This window comes from Nocardiopsis sp. CNR-923 (assembly GCF_001942255.1).
Classification (GTDB): domain Bacteria; phylum Actinomycetota; class Actinomycetes; order Streptosporangiales; family Streptosporangiaceae; genus Nocardiopsis.
The window spans coordinates 191,046-214,037 of the sequence record NZ_MKKC01000087.1; the positions used below are offsets into that span (position 1 = coordinate 191,046).

13 protein-coding genes and 8 pseudogenes are annotated in these 22,992 nt (G+C 72.1%); 6 read left to right on the plus strand and 15 right to left on the minus strand.

The genetic code is table 11. From position 1 onward, the window contains the following. Nucleotides 1–100: 100 nt before the first annotated feature. From BJF83_RS14810 to BJF83_RS14825, 4 genes and pseudogenes are all read right to left on the minus strand, one after another. A pseudogene (locus BJF83_RS14810) lies at nucleotides 101–2,611 on the minus strand (DNA translocase FtsK). A 189-nt stretch (nucleotides 2,612–2,800) separates the two neighbouring features. Continuing rightward, nucleotides 2,801–4,486 carry a ribonuclease J gene (locus BJF83_RS14815; protein ID WP_075926741.1) on the minus strand — a complete coding sequence of 562 codons (1,686 nt, stop codon included), beginning with the start codon at nucleotides 4,484–4,486 and terminating at the stop codon, nucleotides 2,801–2,803. Next, nucleotides 4,483–5,454: a 4-hydroxy-tetrahydrodipicolinate synthase gene (gene dapA, locus BJF83_RS14820; protein ID WP_075926742.1), complete on the minus strand. Its 972-nt coding sequence runs from the start codon at nucleotides 5,452–5,454 to the stop codon at nucleotides 4,483–4,485. Before dapA ends, BJF83_RS14815 begins: the two co-directional genes overlap by 4 nt. A 345-nt stretch (nucleotides 5,455–5,799) precedes the next feature. Beyond that, complete coding sequence (locus tag BJF83_RS14825; protein ID WP_075926743.1) at nucleotides 5,800–6,180, minus strand: phage holin family protein; 381 nt, start codon at nucleotides 6,178–6,180, stop codon at nucleotides 5,800–5,802. A 77-nt stretch (nucleotides 6,181–6,257) separates the two neighbouring features. Here BJF83_RS14825 and BJF83_RS14830 point away from each other — a divergent pair. The 3 genes and pseudogenes from BJF83_RS14830 to BJF83_RS14840 all read left to right on the plus strand — a co-directional run bounded on the left by BJF83_RS14830 (nucleotide 6,258) and on the right by BJF83_RS14840 (nucleotide 8,410). Next, a pseudogene (locus BJF83_RS14830) lies at nucleotides 6,258–6,811 on the plus strand (GNAT family N-acetyltransferase). Between the two features lie 183 nt (nucleotides 6,812–6,994). Next, nucleotides 6,995–7,867 (plus strand): 1,4-dihydroxy-2-naphthoate polyprenyltransferase, encoded by an 873-nt coding sequence (locus tag BJF83_RS14835; protein ID WP_075926744.1) that lies wholly within the window; start codon nucleotides 6,995–6,997, stop codon nucleotides 7,865–7,867. Nucleotides 7,868–7,924: 57 nt separating this feature from the next. Further along, complete coding sequence (locus tag BJF83_RS14840) at nucleotides 7,925–8,410, plus strand: NUDIX hydrolase (protein ID WP_075926745.1); 486 nt, start codon at nucleotides 7,925–7,927, stop codon at nucleotides 8,408–8,410. Between the two features lie 48 nt (nucleotides 8,411–8,458). On the opposite strand, the pseudogene dapB reads toward BJF83_RS14840, so the two are convergent. Further along, nucleotides 8,459–9,164, minus strand: a pseudogene (gene dapB / locus BJF83_RS14845) (4-hydroxy-tetrahydrodipicolinate reductase). Nucleotides 9,165–9,260: 96 nt separating this feature from the next. Between dapB and BJF83_RS14850 the strand changes: the two are divergent. After that, the gene (locus BJF83_RS14850; protein ID WP_075926746.1) at nucleotides 9,261–9,989 is read left to right on the plus strand and encodes a VIT family protein; all 729 of its coding nucleotides are present in this window, start codon (nucleotides 9,261–9,263) and stop codon (nucleotides 9,987–9,989) included. Nucleotides 9,990–9,994: 5 nt separating this feature from the next. On the opposite strand, the pseudogene egtD reads toward BJF83_RS14850, so the two are convergent. The 10 genes and pseudogenes from egtD to BJF83_RS14900 form a co-directional block, all read right to left on the minus strand. Then, a pseudogene (gene egtD, locus BJF83_RS14855) lies at nucleotides 9,995–10,966 on the minus strand (L-histidine N(alpha)-methyltransferase). 75 nt (nucleotides 10,967–11,041) lie between these two features. Continuing rightward, entirely contained in the window at nucleotides 11,042–11,797 is a 756-nt protein-coding gene (egtC, locus tag BJF83_RS14860; RefSeq protein WP_075926747.1) for an ergothioneine biosynthesis protein EgtC, read from the minus strand. After that, the gene (gene egtB / locus BJF83_RS14865; protein WP_075926748.1) at nucleotides 11,797–13,149 is read right to left on the minus strand and encodes an ergothioneine biosynthesis protein EgtB; all 1,353 of its coding nucleotides are present in this window, start codon (nucleotides 13,147–13,149) and stop codon (nucleotides 11,797–11,799) included. The genes egtC and egtB overlap by 1 nt, the downstream gene beginning before the upstream one ends. A 34-nt stretch (nucleotides 13,150–13,183) precedes the next feature. Then, nucleotides 13,184–14,446 (minus strand): annotated as a pseudogene (gene egtA / locus BJF83_RS14870) (ergothioneine biosynthesis glutamate--cysteine ligase EgtA); the annotation flags it as partial. 208 nt (nucleotides 14,447–14,654) lie between these two features. Next, the gene (locus tag BJF83_RS14875) at nucleotides 14,655–14,861 is read right to left on the minus strand and encodes a hypothetical protein (protein ID WP_075926749.1); all 207 of its coding nucleotides are present in this window, start codon (nucleotides 14,859–14,861) and stop codon (nucleotides 14,655–14,657) included. A 42-nt stretch (nucleotides 14,862–14,903) separates the two neighbouring features. Next, nucleotides 14,904–16,022 (minus strand): ABC transporter ATP-binding protein, encoded by a 1,119-nt coding sequence (locus tag BJF83_RS14880; protein WP_083678541.1) that lies wholly within the window; start codon nucleotides 16,020–16,022, stop codon nucleotides 14,904–14,906. Next, nucleotides 16,019–17,032, minus strand: a complete 1,014-nt coding sequence (locus BJF83_RS14885; RefSeq protein WP_075926750.1) for an ABC transporter ATP-binding protein — start codon at nucleotides 17,030–17,032, stop codon at nucleotides 16,019–16,021. The genes BJF83_RS14880 and BJF83_RS14885 overlap by 4 nt, the downstream gene beginning before the upstream one ends. Continuing rightward, nucleotides 17,029–18,035 (minus strand): annotated as a pseudogene (locus BJF83_RS14890) (ABC transporter permease). The gene BJF83_RS14885 and the pseudogene BJF83_RS14890 overlap by 4 nt, the downstream one beginning before the upstream one ends. After that, a pseudogene (locus tag BJF83_RS14895) lies at nucleotides 18,032–19,101 on the minus strand (ABC transporter permease). The pseudogenes BJF83_RS14890 and BJF83_RS14895 overlap by 4 nt, the downstream one beginning before the upstream one ends. Continuing rightward, nucleotides 19,098–20,967, minus strand: a pseudogene (locus BJF83_RS14900) (ABC transporter substrate-binding protein). The pseudogenes BJF83_RS14895 and BJF83_RS14900 overlap by 4 nt, the downstream one beginning before the upstream one ends. A 195-nt stretch (nucleotides 20,968–21,162) precedes the next feature. On the opposite strand from BJF83_RS14900, the gene BJF83_RS14905 reads away from it, so the two are divergent. Both BJF83_RS14905 and BJF83_RS14910 read left to right on the plus strand, forming a co-directional pair. Beyond that, on the plus strand, nucleotides 21,163–21,876 hold the full coding sequence (locus tag BJF83_RS14905) for a metal-dependent hydrolase (RefSeq protein WP_075926751.1): 714 nt from the start codon (nucleotides 21,163–21,165) through the stop codon (nucleotides 21,874–21,876). 194 nt (nucleotides 21,877–22,070) lie between these two features. Further along, nucleotides 22,071–22,967 (plus strand): IS982 family transposase, encoded by an 897-nt coding sequence (locus BJF83_RS14910; protein WP_075926752.1) that lies wholly within the window; start codon nucleotides 22,071–22,073, stop codon nucleotides 22,965–22,967. Nucleotides 22,968–22,992: the final 25 nt, after the last annotated feature.

The following is a 22,992-nucleotide window of genomic DNA, read 5'->3' on the forward strand; positions in this document are numbered from 1 at the left end:
CACGCGCAGGCCACCACGCCCAAGGCCGCCCCAAAGATCACACCAAATCGGACAGATGCCCGAGTATTGGTCCACGCCGGGAACCGTCAGCCGTCCACCCTCATCCGCCGCGGATGTCAGCCAGGACGCCGGGCAGGTCGTCGGGGGTGACGAGGACGTCGCGGGCCTTGGAGCCCTCGCTGGGTCCGACGACGTCGCGGCTCTCCATCAGGTCCATGAGGCGGCCGGCCTTGGCGAAGCCACCCGGAGTTTGCGCTGGAGCATGGAGGTGGACCCGAACTGGGTGGTGACCACCAGTTCGACCGCCTGGAGCAGCAGGTCGAGGTCGTCGCCGATCTCCTCGTCGATCTCCTTGCGCTTGGTCTCCCCCGCGGCGACGTCCTCCCGGTAGTCGGGCTCGGACTGCTTCTTGCAGTGCTCGACGATCGCGCGGATCTCCTTCTCCGACACCCACGCGTTCTGGAGCCGGATGGGCTTGCCCGCGCCCATGGGGAGGAAGAGCGCGTCGCCCTTGCCGACCAGCTTCTCCGCGCCGGGCTGGTCGAGGATGACGCGGCTGTCGGACAGGCTGGAGGTGGCGAAGGCCAGGCGGGAGGGCACGTTGGCCTTGATCAGCCCGGTGACGACGTCGACGCTGGGCCGCTGGGTGGCCAGCACCAGGTGGATTCCCGCCGCGCGCGCAGTTGGGTGATGCGCACGACCGCGTCCTCGACGTCGCGCGGGGCGACCATCATCAGGTCGGCGAGCTCGTCCACGATCACCAGGAGGTAGGGGTAGGGCCGGTACTCGCGTTCGCTGCCGGGGGGAGCCTTCAACTCGCCCGTGCGGACGGCGGCGTTGAAGTCGTCGACGTGCCGGTAGCCGGACGCGGCCAGGTCGTCGTAGCGCCGGTCCATCTCGCCCACGACCCACTGGAGCGCCTCGGCGGCCCGCTTGGGGTTGGTGATGATGGGGGTGATCAGGTGGGGGATGCCCTCGTACATCGTCAGTTCGACCCGCTTGGGGTCGACGAGGATCATGCGCACCTCCTCGGGGGTGGCGCGCATCATCAGCGAGGTGATCAGCCCGTTGATGCACGTGGACTTGCCGGCGCCGGTGGCTCCCGCGACCAGCACGTGCGGCATCTTGGCGAGGTTGGCCACCACGTTGGATCCCTCGACGTCCTTGCCCAGGCCCACGAGCATGGGGTGGTCGTCGGAGGTCGCCGCCGGTGAGCGCAGCACGTCGCCCAGGCTGACGACGTCCTTGTCGGTGTTGGGGATCTCCACGCCGATCGCGGACTTGCCGGGGATCGGCGACTGGATGCGCACGTCGCGCTCTTGACCGCCAGGGAGATGTTCTTGGCCAACGCGGTGACCTTCTCCACCTTGACCGCCGGGCCCAGTTCGATCTCGTAGCGGGTCACCGTGGGGCCGCGCGTGAAGCCGGTGACCTCGGCGTCGACGGCGAACTGGGTGAGCACGCCCGACAGGGCGTCGACGACCTCGTCGTTGGCCCTGGTACGGGGCTTGGACGGGCTTCCGGGCCTGAGCATCCCCGGGGTCGGCAGGTGGTAGTCGCCGTCGACCACCCGGGAGGGGATGGACAGCTGCTCGCTGGTGACGGGCTGCGGCGAGTGGTCGGGGGCCGGTTCCCCGTCGGCCGGGGCGGGCTTGCCCCTGCGCTTGGTTCGGGGCCGATCCCGTGCCGTCTCCGTCTCCTCCTCGTCTGTGAGGGCGGGGGCCAGGGGTGCGGTGTCGGGGTCGCCGGGCAGGACGGGGCTGTCGTAGGGGCGTTCGCGGTCGCCCGCGACGGTCTGCCCGCTCTGCTTCCTCCTCGGCCCGGGGCGGCGCCGGGTCCGGTCCGGTCCGGGGTCGGCGCCCAGGATTCCCAGGCCCGAGTCAGGGCCGGTGTCGCGCTCCATGAGGGCTCCGAGGAGCGTCTGGAGCCGTTCAGGGACGCGTCGGATGGGGGTGGCGGTGACGACGAGGACGCCGAAGACGAGGATGAGCGCCAGGAGCAGGCCGGTCAGCCACGGGGTGACGATGGCGCTGAGCGGCCCGGCAGCGACGTAGCCGATGAGCCCGCCGGAGTCCATGAGCGCCTCCAGCCCCTCGGCGGGTTGGGGGACGCCGTGACCGATGTGGACGAGTCCGAGCAGGCCGAGCATGATCGCGCTGAAGCCGATGAACAGGCGTCCGGCGTCGCCCTCCCGCGCGGTGGAGGGGGTGCGCATCAGTCGGACGGCGACGGGCAGGAACAGCAGGGGCAGGATCGGTGAGAAGGTCCCGAAGCCGCCGACGACGACCGTGCGGGTGGCCCGCAGCAGCAGCCCATCGCTCTGCCACCACACCGCCCCGGCGATGAGGACGCCCGCCGCCAGCAGGATCAGTCCGGCGCCGTCCCGGCGCAGGTCGGGGTCGAGGTCGCGGGCGCTGCGGCCCACGGCGCGCGCCGCGCCGCCCACGGTATGCGCGAGGATCTTCCACAGCACCAACAGGAACTGTCCGAACAGGGTGAAGACGAACGCGATGGGGCCGTCTGGCATGCGTGCGGGGGCCGACCTGCGCGCGTGGGGTCTCTTCCGGCCGGAACGCCCGGAGCCTCCGGAGGACTTGGCACGCGCGGCCATCGGGGGTGCACCTCCAGGGGGCGGCGGATCGTTCGGTTCGGCGGGCAGGACGCACGCCACGGCGCGCAGCCTACTAGGAAGTCCAGGCCCGGAGCGGATCCCGAGTCGGCGTGTCGCGAAAGTGGCCCGCCGGGAACACGCACGGCCCGAGTGCGCGGGTCGCGCCTCGGGCCGTGCGTCGGGTGTGGGTCAGACCTCGACCAGGACGGGGATGATCATGGGACGGCGGCGGTAGGTCTCGTTCACCCACCGGCCCGCGCTGCGGCGGATGAGCTGCCGCAGCTGGTGCGGGTCGTTGACGCCGTCGGCGGCGGCCTTGTCCAGGGCGGCCTGGAGCTTGTCCACGACGTCGTCGTAGGCGTCCGGGGCGATCCCGGCGCCGCGGGTGTGGATCTCGGGTTCGCCGAGCATCTTGCCGGTGGTGGAGTCCACGGCCACGACGACGGAGATGAACCCCTCCTCGCCGAGGATGCGGCGGTCCTTCAGTGAGGCCTCGGAGACGTCGCCGACCGACGAGCCGTCCACGTACACGTACCCGGCCTGGACCGCGCCGACGATCTTGGCCCGGTTCTTGTACAGGTCGACGACGACGCCGTCCTCGGCGATGGCGATCCGGTCCTGCGGGATCCCGGTGGCCTTGGCCAGGTCGGCGTGGGCGCGCAGGTGCCGCCACTCGCCGTGCACCGGCATGAAGTTGCGCGGTCGCACCATGTTGAGCACGTACAGCAGTTCTCCCGCGGACGAGTGTCCCGACACGTGCACCAGCGCGTTGCCCTTGTGCACGACCCTGGCGCCCCAGCGGGTCAGGCCGTTGATCACCCGGTTGACGGAGTTCTCGTTGCCCGGGATCAGCGAGGACGCGAGCAGGACGGTGTCGCCCTCCTCGATCCGGATCTGGTGGTCGCGGTTGGCCATGCGGCTCAGCGCGGCCATCGGTTCGCCCTGCGACCCCGTGCACACCATCAGCACCTCGTGCGGCGGCATCTGGTCGAGCTGCTTGGCGTCGATGACGGTGTCCCCGGGCACGCTCAGGTAGCCGAGGTCGCGCGCGATGTTCATGTTGCGGACCATGGAGCGGCCCACGAACGCGATCTTGCGGCCGTGTTTGACGGCGGCGTCGATCACCTGTTGGACGCGGTGCACGTGGGAGGCGAAGCAGGCCACGACGATGCGCTTGTCGGAGGTGCGGAACACCTTGTCGATGGCCTCGTTCAGGTCGCGCTCGCTGACCACGAAACCCGGCTGCTCGGCATTGGTGGAGTCCGACAGCAGCAGATCGACACCCTCGTCGCCGAACCGGGCGAACCCTCCCAGGTCGGTGAGGCGCCCGTCCAGCGGCAGCTGGTCCATCTTGAAGTCGCCGGTGTGCAGCACCGTCCCGCCCGGGGTGCGGATGCCGATCGCCAGAGCGTCGGGGATGGAGTGGTTGACGGCGAAGAACTCCAGGTCGAAGGGGCCGAAGTCATGCCGCTCCCCCTCCTCGACCAGGACCGTCTCCGGCTTGATGCGATGCTCGCCCAGCTTGGCGGTGATCAGCGCCAGGGTGAGCTTGGAGCCGACGAGCGGGATGTCCTCGCGCTCGCGCAGCAGGAAGGGCACACCGCCGATGTGGTCCTCGTGTCCGTGGGTGAGCACGATCGCCTCGACGTCGTCGAGCCGGTCCCGGATGTAGTCGAAGTCGGGCAGGATCAGGTCGACGCCGGGCTGCTCCTCCTCGGGAAAGAGGACGCCGCAGTCGACGACGAGCAGTCGGCCGCCGTACTCGAAGACCGTCATGTTGCGGCCGATCTCGCCGAGCCCTCCCAGGGCGACGACGCGCAGCGCGCCCTCGCCGAGCGGGGGCGGCGGCCCCAGTTCGGGGTGGGGGTGGCTCATACGGACCCCTCCGCCAGACGCTCGACGTTGACGGCGCTGGCCGGGACGGCCTGGTGGGGCGCGAGGCCGATCGGGCCCTTGACGCCGGCCGCGGCGAGGTCCTCGCGCAGGAGGGCCTGGAGCTCGGCTGAGGCGTCGGCCAGCGGCGTGCGCACCGGACCGGACGGCAGGCCGAACAGGTTGAGCACGGCCTTGGTGGTGATGACGCCCTGGGTGCGGAACATCCCCGTGTACACGGGCGTGAGCCGGCGGTGGATGGCCAGCGCCTGCTGGACCTCACCCGCCTCGTAGACGTCGATCATCTCGCGCAGGTCGGCGCCGACGATGTGGCCGACGACGCTGACGAACCCGGCGGCGCCCACCGACAGCAGCGGCAGGTTGAGGATGTCGGTGCCGCAGTAGTAGGCCAGGTCGGTGCGCTCCATGACCCAGGAGCTGGCGCCGACGTTGTCCTTGGCGTCCTTGTTCGCGACGATGCGCGGGTGCTCGGCCAACCGGACCAGGGTCTCGGAGGCGATCGGCGTCCCGGTGCGGTGCGGGATGTCGTAGAGCATGACCGGCAGTTCGGTCGCGTCGGCGATCGAGGTGAAGTGCCGGATCAGGCCCTCCTGCGGCGGCTTGTTGTAGTAGGGCGTGACGGCCAGCAGCCCGTGCGCGCCCGCCTTCTCCGCTGCCTGGGCCAGGCGGATGCTGTGGCGGGTGTCGTTGGTCCCGACCCCGGCCACGATGGTGGCGCGGTCGCCGACGGCCTCCAGGACCGCGCGAAGCAGGCGGTCCTTCTCGTCGTCGCTCGTCGTGGGCGACTCACCGGTCGTGCCGCTGATCACGAGACCGTCGTTGTGCTGCTCGTCCACCAGATAGGTGGCGAGTCGGGCCGCGCCCTCGTAGTCGAGTTCGCCGTCCTCGATCATGGGCGTGACCATCGCGGTCAGCATCTTGCCGAATGGGCGGTTCTTGGTGTCCACCATCGCTGTGAAAGGCGTTCGGGCCGCCGCTGCGGGGCGGATGGGCCCGGGTGTGCCCCTCCTCCTCTCGGTGTGCGTCAACAGCTGGACGTGCCCGCGGTCCGGACGCGTCCGGGCGCGGGCGGGCGGCGCTTCGCGTCCGCCGCCGCGACCGGCGGAAACCGTTCCGGTCGCGGGAAAGATCTGGTGTGCCCCGCGTGGGGCACGGGGTCGAGCCTGCGCGGGCCGCCGTCCTCGTGGGTCGAGGTGGATGGCCCGGATGGTGAACCTACCCTCCCCGGACCCGCGCCACGCGGGCGGGTCCGGGGTCCGCTCGCAGGTCAGCGCGGCGGGACGGGGGGTGAAGGGTCAGTCGTCGGCGCCGTCGGGAAGGAACAGGCTGGCCAGCCAGCTCACGATCGAGATGACGATCGCGCCCCAGAACGCGGGCCAGAACCCGTCGATGCTGAACGGAAGGTCGAAGAGTCCGGCGATCCAGTTCGTGAGCAGGAGCAGCAGCGCGTTGACGACGAGCCCGATCAGTCCCAGGGTCAGGACGTAGAACAGGCATCCCACCGTCGTGACGATCGGTTTGATGACCGCGTTGACGAGGCCGAAGATCGCGCCGACACCAAGGTAGACGAGGATCTGCTCGGTGGTGTCCCGGGTGGCGACCTCGATTCCGTCGATCAGGAAGACAGCCGCCCAAAGGGCGAGCGCGTTCACGATAACTCTGATAATGAGGCTCACGACGTAGATGTTCCCATGCCATGGCAAGGTCCGGAAACTCCGGTGTTGGTCATCTTGCCGATCGAGGAGGCCCGACCGTGTCCCGAGCCCAGTTCGTCCGCCCCGCCCGCGCCGCCGATGTGGACGCCGTGGTGGCCGTCCAGGTGGACTCGTGGCGGGCGGTGTACGGGACGATGCTGCCCGACGACGTGCTCGCGGAGATGGCGGGCGAGGAGGCGCGCGACCGGTTCCGGGAGAGGTGGACGGCGGCGCTGGCGTCGCCGCCCACCTCCCGGCACCGGTTGGTCGTGGCCACGGACGAGGAGTCCGGGGTTCGCAGGGTGGTGGCTTCGCCGCGTTCGGTCCCGCCGGGGACCCGGATCTGTGGCCCGGCGGGGACGCGGAGGTGTTCGCCCTGCACGTGGCCCCGGAGCGCACCCGGTGCGGGCACGGGAGCCGGTTGCTGAACGCGTGCGTGGAGCAGCTGGTCGAGGCGGGTTTCGGGACCGTGTACGTGTGGGTGCCCGAGTCCGACAACGCGTTGCGGGCCTTCTTCGAGTCCGCCGGGTGGCGTCCGGACGGGGCCCGCCGGGAGATCGACCTGGGACGGCCGTTGGCGTTGGTGCGCCTGCACGCCGCGATCGCCGTGTGATGTCAGGTCCGCGCTCCGGTCGGCCCGTGGCCCGCCACCATCGGGGCGTGCGGGCGCGACCCCGGGCGGTGATCGCCGCGATCGCCGAACCCGGAGGGCCGGCGCGACCCGCCTCGGGCGGGGACTACCGTGGGGAGGCGGTGCGCCCGGCGGGCGGGCGCGTCGAGGGTGGAGGGACCGCGCGTGGCCACGGTCAGGGAATGGGTCTCGGGGACGCGCCCCCGTACGCTGGCGAACTCGATCGTGCCGGTGGCCGTCGGCACCGCACTGGCGTTCGCCCTGGGCGGGTTCGTGTGGTGGAAGGCACTGCTGGCGATGGCGGTGTCGCTGGCGCTCCAGGTGGGCGTGAACTTCGCCAACGACTACAGCGACGGCGTCAAGGGGACCGACACCGCCGAACGGACGGGCCCGGTGCGGCTGACCGCGAGCGGGCTGGCCCCGGCCGGGCAGGTGCTGACGGCGGCGCTGGCGTGTTTTGGTCTCGCGGCCGCGGTGGGCCTGGTGCTGGTGGCGACCTCCTCGTGGTGGCTGCTGCTGGTGGGCGCCGCCGCGATCGCCGCCGCGTGGTACTACACGGGCGGACGATCGCCGTACGGGTACCGGGGCCTGGGCGAGGTGTCGGTGTTCGTGTTCTTCGGGCTCGTGGCCGTCGTGGGCACCGTGTTCGTCCAGGTGGGCGCCGCGCCGTGGCAGGCGTGGGTGGCGGCGGTGCCGGTGGGCCTGCTGTCGTGCTCGGTGCTGGTGATCAACAACTTGCGGGACATCCCGACCGACCGGGAGACGGGCAAGATCACGCTGGCCGTGCGGCTGGGCGAGACCGGCACGCGCCGTCTGTTCGCGGCGGCGATCGCCGCGGTCTACGCCGTGGCGCTGGTGCTGACCCCGGTGTTCTGGTGGGTCCCGCTGGTGGTGCTGTCCGCGCCGCTGGCCGTGCCGCCGATCCGCCGCGTCCTGGGCGGTCAGGTCGGCCGCGAACTGGTGCTGGGGCTGGGCGAGACCGGCAAGCTCCAGTTGGCCTTCGGCGTGCTGTTCTCGATCGGTCTGGCTCTGGGCTGAGGAGCGGGGTCCCCGGCCGCCGGGGCGCGTGCCCCCGCATGCCCTAGGGTCGGGGGCGTGACCGAGGAGGAGTTCTACGCGAGCCTGCCCGCGACCCGGGGCGCCGCGGGGGCCGTGATCCGCTCCGCGAGCGGCGGGGTGCTGCTGGTCGAGCGCACGTACGCCCCCGAGCGCCCCTGGGGGATCCCCGGCGGGATCATCGAGGCGGGTGAGTCCCCGCTGGCCGCGTGCCGGCGCGAGCTGCGCGAGGAGTTGGGCGTCGAGGCCAGCGTCGCGCGCCTGGCGGTCGTGGACTGGGTCCCGGCGCGCCCACCGCGCACGGCGGCGCTCCACTGGCTGTTCACCGCGGAGCTGCCCGAGCGGGCCGAACTGCGGCTCCCCGAGGACGAGCTCTCGGGGTGGGCGTGGCACGACCCGGACGGCCTGTGCCGGGTCCTGTCCCCGAACGTGGCCCGGAGGATGCTCGCGGCGCTCACCGTGGCGGACGGCGGGGGGCCGCTCTACCTGGAGGACGGCGAGCAGGTTCTGCCGCCGACCGGGTGACCGGGGTCCGGGCCGCGCCTCGTCCGACGCGGCCCGGGACGCCGGGCGCTACTCCAGGCCGAGCAGGGGCTCCAGGCCCAGGGTGAGCGGCTCGGGTAGGTCGGCAACCCTCCGGATGCCCAGGAGGACGCCCGGCATGAAGGACGTGCGGTTCATCGAGTCGTGCCGGATCGTGAGGGTCTCTCCGTCTGCGCCGAACACGACCTCCTGGTGGGCGATGAGCCCGCGGACGCGCAGGGCGTGTACGCGGACGCCGTCGACGTCGGCGCCCCGGCGCCCGGGATCTCGGAGGTGGTGGCGTCGGGCATCGGGGCGAGGCCCGCCTCGCGCCGGGCCTCCGCGACCAGTTCGGCGGTCCGGTAGGCGGTGCCGCTGGGAGCGTCGGCCTTGTCGGGGTGGTGCAGCTCGATGATCTCGGTCGAGTCGAAGTACGGGGCGGCCCTGCGCGCGAAATGCATCATCAGCACGGCGGCCACACCGAAGTTCGGCGCGATCAGGACCTTCGCGCCCGGTTTGGCCGCCAGCGCGGCCCGCACCCGCGCGAGCTTGGCCTCGTCGAATCCGCTGGTGCCCACGACGGCGTGGACGCCGTGGCCGATCAGCCACTCCAGGTTGTCCATCACCGCGTCGGGGTGGGTGAAGTCGACGACGCAGTCCGCCCCCAGGACCGCGTCGCGGTCGGCGGCGCGGTCGATCCCCGCGACGAGTTCCATGTCGTGGCGCCCTGAACCGCCCTGACGACCTCTGACCCCATGCGCCCATCGGCGCCGAAAACTCCTACCTTGAACACGGCACAACGGTACCGGAGTCGCTGCCCGTCCCCGGCCCGGCCACGTGCGACGATGACGCCATGGCACGGCCAGGACCCGAACCGGGGCCCGACGGGGCGGACGGGAAGCAGAAGCGGCTGGGGTCACTGCTGAACCGGCTGCGCGCGGCGGTGCTCGGCGCCAACGACGGCATCGTGTCCATGGCGGGCCTGGTCGTCGGCGTGGCCGGAGCGACGCCCAACCGCGGGGCACTGCTGATCGCGGGGGTGGCCGGCACCATGGCGGGGGCCCTGTCGATGGCCGCCGGGGAGTACGTGTCGGTCAGCACGCAGCGGGACGCCGAACGGGCGGCGATCGCGCGCGAGCGGTGGGAGTTGGCGACCGATCCGGCCGGTGAGCTGCGGGAGCTGACCGACCTCTACCGCGCCCGGGGCCTGGACGCACGGCTCGCGCACGAGGTGGCGCGGGCGCTGACCGCGCACGACGCGCTCAGTGCCCACGCCGAGGTTGAGCTGGGCCTGACCCGCTACCGGGTCAACCCGTGGCAGGCGGCCGGGTCGAGTCTGATCGCCTTCGTGCTGGGGGCCCTGGTGCCGCTGTCGGCGATGCTGCTCAGCCCGGACGCGTGGCGGTTGGCGGTCACGGTGGTGGCGGTCCTGGCGGCCACCGGGGCGCTGGGCGCGGTGAGCGCCCGGCTGGGCCGTGCAGCGGCCTCGCGTGCGGCGGCGCGGTCCGTGGCGGGCGGGGCGTTCGCGATGCTGGTGACGTACCTGGTGGGGACCCTCCTGGGGATGGCCACGGCGCTGTGACCCGTTCAGTGGACGGTGGCCAGGGCGAGGGCGAAGTCGTCGGCCGGGTCGGTCCACCAGCGCGTGGGGGTGAACCCGGCGCACGAGCTCCCCTCCCAGGCGCTCGCGGCGGAACTTGGCGGAGATCTCGGTGCGCATCTCCTCACCGGCGGAGAAGTCGACGGTCAGGTCCAGGTCGGCGACATGGACCCGCTGGTCGACGAGGGAGCGCAGGCGCATCTCGACCCACTCCTGTTCGGCGTCCCACAGGGCGACGTGGCCGAAGGAGCCGGGATCGAAGTCCGCGCCGAGCTGGTGGTTGATGACGGAGAGGACGTTGCGGTTGAAGGCGGCGGTGACGCCCCGGGCGTCGTCGTAGGCGGTGACGAGGCGTCCAGGGTCCTTGACGAGGTCGGCGCCCAGGAGGAGGGAGTCGCCGGAGCGCAGGACGCCCCGGACGTCCCGGAGGAAGGTGGCGCGGGCGAGGGGTTCCTGGTTGCCGATGGTGGAGCCGAGGACGGCGAGGATCTGGCGGCCGTGTTCCTCGCTGACGGGCAGCAGACCGAGGTGTTCCTCGAAGTCTCCGACCACGGCGTGGACGTCCAGACTCGGGTAGTCCCTGGCGAGCCCGGAGGCGGAGGCGGCGAGGAAGTCACCGCTCACGTCCACCGGCACGAACCGCGTGAGGCCGCCGTGGCGACGCATCGCGTCGAGCAGGAGCCTGGTCTTCACACCGGATCCGGATCCGAGTTCGATGAGTGCCTCGCGCCCGCGGCGTCGGCGATGTCGTCGGCGCGTTCCTGGAGGATCGAACGTTCGGCGCGCGTGGGGTAGTACTCGGCCAGCCCGGTGATCTCCTCGAAGAGGGCGCTGCCGTGTTCGTCGTAGAACCACTTGGGCGGGAGCTGCTTGGGACGCGCGGTGAGCCCCTCGGCAACATCCCTGCGGAGTGCCTTGTCAAGGTCCTCAGCGGTCAAGTTTCGGTCAATCCGGAACATGATGCCTCCTGTGTCCCTAAGTGATGTACCCAGGGCGCGAGGTAACGGTGGGGGTGTAGTGCCGTAGGCGTCTGCTCAGCGGAGCGGTGTGATCTCGGTGCCCTCAGGGGTGGCCACGACCAGTGCGTCGTCGGGGATCGGCCGCCATCGCGGCCGGTCGTCGAAGGGTTCGGAGGCCAGGAAGACCCCTCCGTCGGGTTCGCGCAGGGTGAACAGGGTGTCGCCCGCAGCGGTGCCGACGATCGACCGGCCGTCGCTGGCCAACAGGTTGTACCGGCCCTCGGAGTGCTCGCGGGCGTGGACGACCACGGCCGCGAGCGTGCCCGGCAGGTCGCCCGAGGAGCGCCACAGCCGAACGGTGTGCGCGAACAGCGGCGCGGAATCGACCGGCGAGCGCGCGTCCAGGGCTCCGGCGGGCGGGGGCGCGGCGAGGGCCGCGGTGAGCGCCTCGTCGTCCTTGACCGCGCCGTTGTGACTGAACAGCAGCCGGTCGCCGCGGAACGGTTGGGCCCCCGACTCCTCCGAACCGAACCCGGCGGTGGCGTCCCGGACGGCCGCCACCACGCATCCGGCGGTGATCGCCCGGGCGGCGTCGGCGAACGAGGCGTCACCCCAGATCGGCATGGCGCGCCGGTAGCGGAGGGGTTCGGGAGGAAGTCCCTCGGCGGAGTCCCCCCGTGGGTACCACCCGACCCCGAACCCGTCGGCGTTGACCGTGCCGTACCGTTGGCGGCGCGGCGCCCAGGACTGCGTGTGCAACGAGTGGGGCGCCGCGTACAGCAGATCGTGCAGCGTGCGCGGCGGCCCCAGGTAGGCGAGATGGCGGCACATCAGACGGGCTCCGCGTCGCGCGCGCAGCGCACACCGCTGAAGATCTGCCGGCGGATCGGATGGTCCCAGTTCCGGAACGTCGAGCGGACCGCGGTGGGGTGGGTCGCCCACGAACCCCCGCGCAGCACCTTGTACCCCTCGTCGAAGAACACCTCCGAGTACTCCCGGTAGGGGAAGGCGTGGAACCCCGTGTAGCCGTCGAAGGTCGTGGACGTCCACTCCCACACGTCGCCGATCAGCTGCTGCACGCCCAGCGGGGAGGCCCCGTCGGGGTGGCGCCCGGCCGGCGAGGGGCCCAGGCGGCGCTGGCCCAGGTTGGCGTGGCGGGGTTCGGGCTCGCCGTCGCCCCACGGATAGCGGGTCGACCGCCCGGTGTCGGGGTCGAAGCGGGCGGCCTTCTCCCACTCGGCCTCGGTGGGCAGGCGCTTGCCCGCCCAGCGCGCGTACGCCTGCGCCTCGTGGAAGCTGACGTGCTGGACGGGTTCCTCCGACGGCACCATCTCGTTGCGGCCGAACCTGCGGCGGGACCACTCCTGTCCCTCGCGGCTCCAGAACGCCGGGGCGATAGCGTTGCGCCGGTTCAGCCACTCCCAGCCCTCACGGCTCCACCAGTGCCGGGTCCGGTAGCCGCCGTCGTCCATGAACCGCAGGTACTCGGCGTTGGTGACGAGTCGGGTGTCGATCCAGAACGCGGGCAGGTCGACGGTGTGCGCGGGGTGCTCGTTGTCGTAGGCCCAGGGATCGTCGGAGGCGCCCATGGTGAACGGCCCCGCGGGCACGAGCACCTCGGTCGCGGCGGGCGGGCTCAGCGGGGCGACGTCACCGGACGTGTCCAGGAGCACCGGTTCGCCCTTGCGGAGCTGATGCGTGGCGAGCATGGTCTCGTCGTGCTGGTGTTCGTGCTGGATGACCATGTGGAAGACGAACCCGGAGTCGAGCAGGGCCCGGTGGGGGTCGCAGCCCTCGCGCTGACCGGGCACGGCCGGGGAGATGTCGACCTCGTCCAGGACGTCCAGCACCTGGCCGCGGACCCGGTCGTTGTACTCGGCGGCCTCCTCCGGGGTGAGCAGCGGCAGGGTGACGCGTTCGGCGCGCGGGTTCTCGAAGGCGTCGTAGAGGCGGTCGATGTCGGGGCGCAGGGACTCCCGTCCGCCAGCGGCCCGCAGCAACCACTGCTCCTCGTAGTTGCCGATGTGCGCCAGATCCCAGACCAGCGGCGACATGAGCTTGGAGTGCTGGGCGAGCAGCCCCTCGTCGTTGAGGGCGTCGAGTGTCAGACCGTTGCTGCGCCGGCGGCTGCGTTCGAGTTCGACGGCGATGCGCTCCTTGGCGCGATCCTGTTCGTGGTTCACCGCGCTCCTCCACTGGACTCGGGGTGGTGTGTCGGGTCCGGACCCGTCCCGGACGCCTGGTCTGCGCGCCCCGGGGACCGGGGACGCGCGGACCGTCGTCGGCCGGGGACAGCCCCCGCCGCGTGTACCGGTCCGCGTAGTCGTCGACAAGGGAGGCCAGATGGGCGGCGCCCATCCGGGGCAGGGCGCGAACGGCCGCGTCGACGCAGGCGATGGCGCACTTCGCGACGTCGGGGTCGGCCATGCCCCGCTGGGCGGACCGAAGCCACAGGCGGGGATCGGGTACACCTGGTCCGCACAGCCGTTCCGCGACCTCCTCCGCGGTGGAGCGGGCCACGGGGTCGTCGAGCAGGGCGGCGGTCAGGGCCAGGGGGACCGGCCACCAGCGGTGGGGCAGGGCGTCGATCATGCGCAGCTCCCACCAGCCGCGCGGACGGACGGGCGGGAAGAGCGTGCTGAGGTGGAACTCCAGGTCGGCCAGGGTGGCCGCTCGGGGCCCTCGGCCCCCGAGCCACTCGGCGAAGGTGATCCCGGGGTCGGGGGCCCATCGGCCGTCCCCGTCGGGGGTCTCGGGGATCGCCATCACCCGGGCGGCCAGCGCGTACTGGCCCCAGGCGGTCGCGGGGTCGGCCCGGTGGGCTCCGTCCAGGACCGGCCGGGTACGGGAGGAGTCGGTGGCGGCCCAGATGACCCACCTGGTGGACTTCCATCCCGTCGGGCGGCCCCGCCAGTGGGCGGAGTTGGCGAACACGGCGACCAGCGGCGGGCCGAGGCGGTGCGCGAGTTCCCAGCGGGCGCGCAGGTCTGCGGTGTCGGAGCCGGTGTCCAGGCAGACCTGGACGGAGGCGGTGCTGCACATCATGGTGCGGCCGCTGGGCTGGCGGTGATTGGCGAAGAAGCGCTCCATCGCCGCGTAACGGGGCGAACGGAGTTGCCGGCGGGGCGGATGGACCGGGTCGAGGGCCGCGCCGGAGAGTCGGAGTCCGGCCTCGGCGAGGTTCTTGGCGACGTGGTCCAGGTCCGCGGCCAGGGCCTCGTGGACCCGGGCGGGGCCGGGTAGGGCTGGAGAGCTGAGTTCGAGCTGTCCGCCGGGTTCGAAGGTGACCCTGCTTCCCCCGGGCAGGGTCGTCGTGGTGTCCAGCGCCTCCGCGAGGCGGTCGAGGCGGACGCGTTCGGTCGGCCGGGCCGGGTCCGTGACGAGCCATTCGGTCTCGACCCCGACCTTGCCGGGAGGTCCGGTCTTGAAGCAGACCCCGTTGATGTAGTCGTGTACGTCGTCCGTGGTGATGCGTGCCATGGGACGCCCCTCTCGGTGCACCGAGCCTCGGTGGCACCTCAAAGGTCCTGCCCATGAGTCAGTGAGGTCGAACATGGGAAATGACCAGAAATCGGATGAACAATCCGCATGCGCCGTGTCACGCCCGGCAGGCCCACCGACGACACTCCTGATGACTCCGAGTGGCGTGGCGCATGCGGACAGCGCACATCCCCTGCTGTGAGCTGCATCACCCCTGGCTGGACTCCCTGAGGCGCTCCTCGACCACGGCGCGCTCCTGGGCGCCCGCCAGTCCGACGCGCTCCAGGTAGGCGTCGAGGTCGAGCTCCCGGCCGTGCCAGACGTCCCGTTCGGTGACCACCGGCCCGGGAGCGGGCGTCGCGGCGGCGGATCCGGTGGTGTCGGTGCTGTCCGGGACGGTGCGCGCTGATGTCATGGCCACCCGAACCCCGCCCCCGCGGAATGCTGTTCCATCGCCTCACACACCGGACCGTGGCCGTATCCGACCACCTTCGTCCGCGCTCACGTGGCACGCGTACTGGCGCCCTCCGCCACCCATCAGGCTCCCCGGGTCAACCGTCCGGCAGCGGTCGGCCACGCCCGCGCGCTCCGCCTCGCCCGAGGCCAGCACCGGGCAGCGCGGGTGGAAGCGGCATCCCGGGGGGACGTGACGCGGGTCCGGTGGCTCCCCCGACAGCACCATCGGCTCTTCCCCGGTCTCGGGCAGCACCGACAGCAGAGCGCGGGTGTAGGGGTGCGCGGGCGCCGCGAGCACCTCCTCCACCGGGCCGACCTCCACCACCCGCCCCAGGTACATCACGGCGACGCGGTCGGCGATGTTCCACGCCAGGCCCAGATCGTGCGTGGCCACCAGGGCCGACAGCCCCAGGTCGGCGCGCAGGTCCAGCAGCAGGCGCAGGATCTCGCCGCGGACCGACGCGTCCAGGGAGGCCACCGGCTCGTCGGCCACGAGCACCTCCGGATCCAGCACCAGCGCGCCCGCGATCACCACGCGCTGGCGCTGCCCGCCGGACAGTTCGTGCGGGTACCGTGCCAGGAACCGTCCGGGCGGACGCAGACCGGCGCGGGCCAGTGCCCGAGCCACCGTCTCAGCCTCGTCGGCCGTGGTCCCCTCGTGGACGCGCAGCCCCTCGGCCACCGACTCGTAGACGGTGCGGCGCGGGTTGAGCGACCCCGCGGGGTCCTGCTGCACCAACTGCACCCTGCGGCGGAAGTCGCGCAGGTGGCGGCTGCCGTAGCGCAAGGGCTCGCCCTCGAAGGTCACGTGGCCCCGGGTGGGACGCTCCAGGCCGAGCAGGACCCGCCCCAGGGTGGTCTTGCCGCACCCGGACTCCCCCACCAGCGCCACGATCTCCCCCGCGCCGACGTCGAGGTCGACGCCGTCGACCGCGCGGGAAGTCCCCCCGCCGCCGCCGGGGGCGATGCCCGCTCTGAAGGCGACCTCCACCCCCCGCGCGCTCAGCACCGGGCGGGTGCCCGGGACCCCGGCGGGATCGTGCTCGGGTGGCGAAGGTGTGCGGGCGTCGGTGCGCGCGGTGTTCAGGCGGCGGCCCTCCTCGACGGGGACACGGGTCATGGGCGCTCCACGGGCACGGACCCCCGTCCGGCCGGACCGACGTGCACGCACGCCGCGTGACGGGAGGAACGGCCCTCGCGGTCGGGGGCGACCGGCCACAGCGGCGGGTCGACGGTGGTGCAGACGGCCTCCGCCACGGCGCAACGCGGCCGGAACACGCACCCCGGGGGCGGGGCGGCGGGGTCGGGCGGCTCGCCCGGCAGGCCCCGGGGGGCCAGACGCGAGGCGGGGTCCCCGATCCTCGGGAACGCGGCGCTCAGCGCGCCCGCGTAGGGGTGCGCCGGGCTGTCCACGACCTCGGCCGCGGGTCCCTGCTCGACGATCCGGCCCGCGTACATCACGGCCAACCGGTCGCAGTGCGCCGCGAGCACGGCCAGGTCGTGGCTGATCATGATCATGCCGATGCCCTGGTCTGCGGTGAGTCCCCCGAGCAGGGCCAGGACCTGCGCCTGGATCATCACGTCCAGGGCGGTGGTGGCCTCGTCGGCGATGACCAGGCGCGGCTCGCACGCCAGCGCCATGGCGATCATGACCCGCTGCCGTTGGCCTCCGGAGAGCTGGTGCGGGTAGTCGCCCGCCCGCGTCGCGGGCAGACCCACCCGCTCCAGCAGTCCGGCGACCCTGCCCCGCACCCGGCCCGAGGGGACCGTGCGGTGGATGAGCATGGGCTCGGCGATCTGGTCGCCGACCCTGCGCACCGGGTTCAGCGAGTGCGACGCGCCCTGGAAGACGATGGCCGCGCCCGTCCACCGCACCGCGCGCAGCCGGCCCCACCGCATCCCCAGGACGTCCTCGCCCTCCAGCAGGATCCGCCCAGTGGTGCGGGCGGTCCCCGGGAGCAGCCGCAGCAGCGCCAGTGCGACGGTGGACTTGCCGCTGCCGGACTCCCCCGCCACCCCGAGCGTGCTCCCCGCGTCGAGGGTCAGGTCCACGCCGCGCACGGCCGGGACGTCACCGCGCACGGAACGGTAGGCGACGTGCAGGTCGCGCACGTCGAGGAGGGTGGTCAACGCGCCTCCCGCGGGTTGAGGACGGACTCGACCGCGCGCCCGCACAGGGTGAACGACAGGGCGACCACGGCGATCGCCAACCCCGGCGGGAGCATGTACCACCAGATCCCCGCGCTGATCGCCCCCGCGTTGCGGGCGGCCTCCAGCACGCCGCCCCACGACACCGTGGCGGGGTCGCCCATGCCGAGGAAGGACAGGGTGGACTCGGCGATGATGGAGGTGGCCACCAACAGCGTGGTCTGGGCCAGTACCACCGGCATCACGTTCGGCAGAACGTGCCAGAGCATGACGTGGGCATGGCCGCCGCCGAGCGCGCGGGCGCGCTCGACGTAGGGTCTGGCCTCCACGGCGAGGGTCTGGGCACGGACCAACCGGGCGGTGGGCGGCCACACGGTGAGTCCGATGGCCAGGACGACGGTGCCGAGGCCGCGTGGCAGGACTGCGGCGAGCGCGACGGCCAGCACGAGGGTGGGCAGCACGAGGAACCAGTCGGTGACGCGCATCAGGGCCGCGGACACCGCCCTTGCGCCCAGGCCGCCGTGGGAGCCGAAGTGCCCCGCGCTCACCCCGACGAGGGTGCCCAGCGCGACCGAGACGAACGTGGCGAGGAACCCGACCGAGAGCGAGACCCGGGCGCCCCAGACGACGAGGTCGAGGACCGACCGGCCGAAGTTGTCGGTGCCGAGCGGGTAACGGCGGCTGGGCGGCTCGTAGGGACTTCCGGGCGCTGGGTGATGGACAGTCCGCTCTCGTCCACGAAGAGGGGGGCGGTCAGGGCCGCCGCGCCGATGGCGAGCAGGATCGCCAGCCCGACCAGGCCCGAGCGGTGTCGGGCGTAGTCACGGGCGAACGCGGCCAGGGCCGCCCGGCGGCGGCGCCAGGCCAATGCGGCGGGCCCGGGTGGAGCCGGGAGCGGGCCCGCCGCGGCGCCCGACACGGGCCCGGTGCCCGGGTCGGCCGGGCGCGGGTCGGGCCGGGCGCCCGGCCCGTTCGGGGCGCTCACGGCCGTACCCGGGGGTCGAGCAGCGGATAGACCAGGTCGGCGAGGAGGTTCATGAGGATCACCGAGGCCGCGAAGACGACGAACAATCCCTGGACGAGCCCGAGGTCGGGCACGCGCAGGCCGGAGTAGAAGAGCTGGCCGAGTCCTGGCCAGGAGAAGACGGTCTCGACCAGGATGACGCCGGAGACCACCTGGCCGAGGTTGAGGAAGACCAGTGTCACGGTGGGCAGCAGGGCGTTGGGCACGGCGTGCCTGCGGCGGACGAGACCGTCGCGCAGGCCCTTGGCACGGGCGGTGGTGAGGTAGTCGGCGCCCCGCTCGTCCATCAGGGAGGAGCGCATGATCATCAGGTACTGGGCGTAGATCACCGCGACCATGGTGGCGACGGGCAGCACCATGTGCCACGCGACGCTCAGCGCGGTGTCCAGTGTTCCGGTCACTCCCGGGTCGGCCATGCCCCCGGTGGGGAACAGTCCGGGCACGAACCCGCGCCCCGAGGCGAGCACGACGATGAGCAACAGCCCCAGCCAGAACGTGGGCACCGACCACAGGAACAGGGCCACGGCGGTATGCGCGCGGTCGGCGCGTCCGCCCGGCCGCCACCCCGCGCGGGCGCGAGGGACAGGCCGAGCAGCGCCGCCACGACCGTGCCGGTCCCGGCGAGCAGGACCGTGGGACCCAGCCGTTCGAGGATGAGGTCGGCCACCGGCTCCCGGTACTGGAAGGAGGTGCCGAGGTCGAAGCGGGCCAGCCCCGCGCAGTAGTCGAGGAACTGCTGCCACAGCGGCTGGTCCAGCCCGAACTGGCGGCGCAGTTCCTCGCGCTGCTCGGCGGTGACCTCGCGCCCCTCGGTCATCGCCCGGACCGGGTCGCCGGGCAGGATCCGGAAGAGGAAGAATCCGGCGACGACCACCGCGAGCAGGGAGACCGCCGCGGTCACCAGCTTCCCCGCCACGTGGACGAGGACGCGCCAGGCGCGCTCGGGGCCCGCGCCGGCGTGCGGGGCGGGGGCGTCCGGCGCCTCCTGGGCGCGCGGACCGCCCGTCGTGGTGGGGTTCGAGGTCACTCGCGGTCCTCCACGGTGGCGCGGCGGCGAACGAGGACGAAGGCGCCGGCGGCCACCGCGACGGCCACGACCGCCCCGGCGACGACCAGGAAGGACAGGCCCGCGCCGGACAGCCCGGAGTCCGCGGAGGCGACGGGCTGGGCCGACCAGAACGCCCAGTAGCCGTCCTGGCCCCAGATGTTGCCGCCCGGGTCCGGCTGGATCTGGATGCCGCCGACCTGGTCGCTGCGGTAGGCCTCCATGATGTCGGGGTAGGCGAGGACGTTGACGACCGCCTCGCGGTAGAGGACTTCCTGGAGATCGTGGATGATCGCGGCGCGCGCGGGGCGGTCGTACTCGGCGAGCTGGGCCGCGTAGAGCTCGTCGTAGCGCTCGTCGCAGAAGTAGGCGTCGCCCTGCATGGTGCCCGGCTCCTCGGGCAGGGCGTCGCAGGTGTGGATGCCGAGCACGTAGTCGGGGTCGGGGTTGACCGTCCACCCGGTGAAGATGAGGTCGTACTCGCCCGCGTACAGGGCGTCGCTGAGCACACCCGGGTCCACGGTCAGGTTCTCGACCTCGATGCCGATGTCGGCCAGGCGCTCGACGAGGATGAGTCCGGCGTTGACGTTGGCGGGCCGGTCGCGGTGCACGTGCAGGCGCAGGTCGAGCCGGTCGCCGTCGGGAGAGACCCGTACGCCGTCCTCCCCGCGCTCGTACCCGGCCTCGTCGAGCATCGCGTTGGCGGCGTCGGGGTCGAAGGCGAGGACATCCTCCTCCCCCTCCGGCGACCAGTGGAAATCGTCGTAGCGGGCGGGGATGTAGCCTCCCGCGGCGACGGCCTGGCCGCCGTGCGCGAGTTCGACGATCTCGTCGTTGTCCACGGCCGTGGCGATGGCCCGGCGCAGGGTGCGGTCGGCGAGGGCGGGGTGGCCGTCGCCGAACTCCTCGCCGTCCTGGGTACGGGCGCCGGGGTTGACGGTGAAGGCCTGGAAGCGCTTGCCCTCGGCCCGGTTGACCGTGATGCCGTCGACGCCCTCCAGGGAGGTGGCCTGGGCCTCGGTCAGTTCGTAGACGAACGAGACCTCGCCGCCGCGCAACGCCTCGACCGCGGCGTCCTTCTCGGAGTAGTACCGCAGGACGATCTCGTCGAAGCCCGGGGCGCCCCGCCAGTGGTCCGGGTTGGCCGCCAGGGTGATGGACTCGCCCGGTTCATGGCCGACCAGGGTGAACGGCCCGCTGCCGACGACGGGGAACTCCTCGTTGGCGTAGTCGGAGAAGGCCTCGCCCTCCTGCTCCAGGATCGGTTCCCACACGTGTCTGGGGACGATGGGGACGGCGAGGGACTCCATGGTGGCCTGGGGTTCGGCGAGTTCGACGACGACGGTGTGGTCGCCGTCCGCTGTGACCGACTCGAACCCGGCGACGTAGCTGCCCGAGGCGACGGCGGCGGCGCTCTCCTCCATGATCGTGGTGAGCGTCCACACCACGTCGTCGGCGGTGAGCGGCTCCCCGTCGGTGAAGACGGCGTCGTCGCGCAGGCGGAAGGTCCACGTGAGACCGTCCTCGCCGGCCTCCCACTCCTGGGCGAGGGCGGGGGCGGGCTCGTTGGTCTCGGGGTCGACGGTGACCAGGGTGTCGTAGACGTGGCCGAGGACGTGGTGGTAACCGCCAGCTGGGCGACGAAGGGGTTGAACGTGTCGACCTGTTGGGAGACGGCGACCGTGAGCGTGTCACGGTCGGGGACCCCGGCCGCGGCGGGCGCGCCGTGCCCCCGACGAGGAGGAGCGCGACGACGGTGGCGCCCGCGCGCGGAGGAGGATGCCGGGAGTGCGGGGGTGGGTGTGCATGGCGGCCCCTGTCGGGATCGTGGGCTCGGTGGCGTGCCACCGGGGGGTTGGTTGGTTGTTTACCAACCGGAGGAGATCAGCGTCAATGACCTCCAAGGCGAGCTGTGGATATCGGACCGCGATCACCGCGCGAGAATGGCGTGAACGAGCCTGACGGGCGTCGTGCGTCGAATGTGGCGGCCCGGAATTCCCCTCTGATTCGCGGTGAATGCGGTACTCCGCTACGGTTCCGGCCATGATGGGGCACTCTCACGCCATGAGCGGCGTGGTCGGTTGGATGGCGGTCGTTCCGCTCGTGCAGGGGACGGAGTTCCTCGGGCTCAGCTTCGACCTGGGCGCGGGTGAGATCGTCGCCGGATCGCTCGTGTGCGCGGGAGCGGCGCTCCTGCCCGACCTCGACCACCGCAGCGCCACGGTGACCAAGACCTACGGGAAGGTCACCGAGACCCTGAGCGGGATCCTCTCGTGGGCGTTCGGCGGGCACCGCGTGGGCACGCACTCGTTCCTGTTCGCGGTCCTCATGGGGGTCCTGGTCCAACTGCTGGCCCTGTGGTCGGAACTGGCCGTGCAGGTGTTCGTCTTCCTGCTCATCGGCATCGCGCTCCAGGGCCTGGGTTTCGGACTGGACAAGAACCGGGCCGCGTCCGGGATCATCAACGCCCTGGGCACGGCGGCGATCACCATCGCCCTCTTCACCTCGGGCGTGAACTACACGTGGCTCGGGCTGGCGGTGGCCTTCGGCTGCGTCCTGCACTTCGTCGGCGACATGATCACCAAGATGGGCGTTCCGCTCTTCTGGCCGATCAGCAAGAAGAAGATCGGCCAGGGCCAGGGGTTCGTGACCGACGGCCCCGTGGAGAAGAAGGTCGTCACGCCGCTGCTGACCGTCGGCGTGATCGTCTACTCGGTCTACCTCTTCGACTGGCCCGAACTGCTCCCCGCCTACTGACGCCGGGCGCTCCCGACGACGACGCGCCCGCCCGGACCGATCCCGCCGACCGGGTCGCACCGCGCCGAGGCACACGAGCGGATCGGCGCGATCAGCGGACGACCGCACCGCCGGGTAGTCCATCCCGGCACCGCCGACTAGACGAGTCTTTCCAAAAGCCTGCGCGCACGAAGAGAGGGTGTCCATGATCTGGTGTGAGCCAAGACATAGACACCCTCGTGACAGCACTCTACGTCAAGATCGACGACGACCGCGCTGGTTTGGCCCGGCTCCCCGGACGTCCCCCGAAACTCAGTCACTCGGAGTTGCTGTGCCTGGCCGTCATGCAGGCCCTGCTCGGCCACCACAACGAGGCCCGGTGGCTGCGCTACGCCCGCAAGCACCTGTCCGAGGCCTTTCCCCACATCCCCCTGGACCCGGGATACAACAAACGGCTCCGAGCCGCGCTGCCCCAGATCAAACGATGGATCCGGATCCTGGCCGCCGACACCGACTTCTGGAACGAGACCGTGTGGATCTGCGACTCCACCCCGGTGCCGTGCGGGATGTCACGGACCACGGTCAAACGCTCGGCTCTGGCGGGCTGGGCCAACTACGGCTACTGCGCGTCGCACTCCCGGTTCTTCTGGGGGCTTCGGCTGTACCTGGTGTGCACGCCCTCGGGGATGCCGATCCTGTGGGCCCTGGCCGACCCGAAGATCGGCGAGCGCGAGGTACTGGCCGCGATGCTGGAGGTCGACGCCGATCTGGTGGCCGACCGGAAGGGGTTGCTGCTGGTCACCGACAAGGGTTTCGCCTCCAAGCCCTTGGAGCGGTCACTGTCCGAGCAGGGCATCACCCTGCTGCGGCCCTCGCGCAAGCGGGAGGTCATGCGTCCCGGGGAGCCGATGCTCAAGAAGGTCCGCCAGTTGGTCGAGTCGGTCAACGACACCTTCAAAGGACAGCTTGACCTGGAACAACACGGCGCTCGCACGATCGAGGGCGTCAGTGTGCGGGTGGCCCAGCGGGTGCTCGCGCTGGCGGCCGCGATCTGGCGCAACTTCCAGACCGGCCAGGCGGTCAGCCGTTCACTGACCGCCTACGACCACTGAACGTGTTCGGAAAGACTCGTCTAGG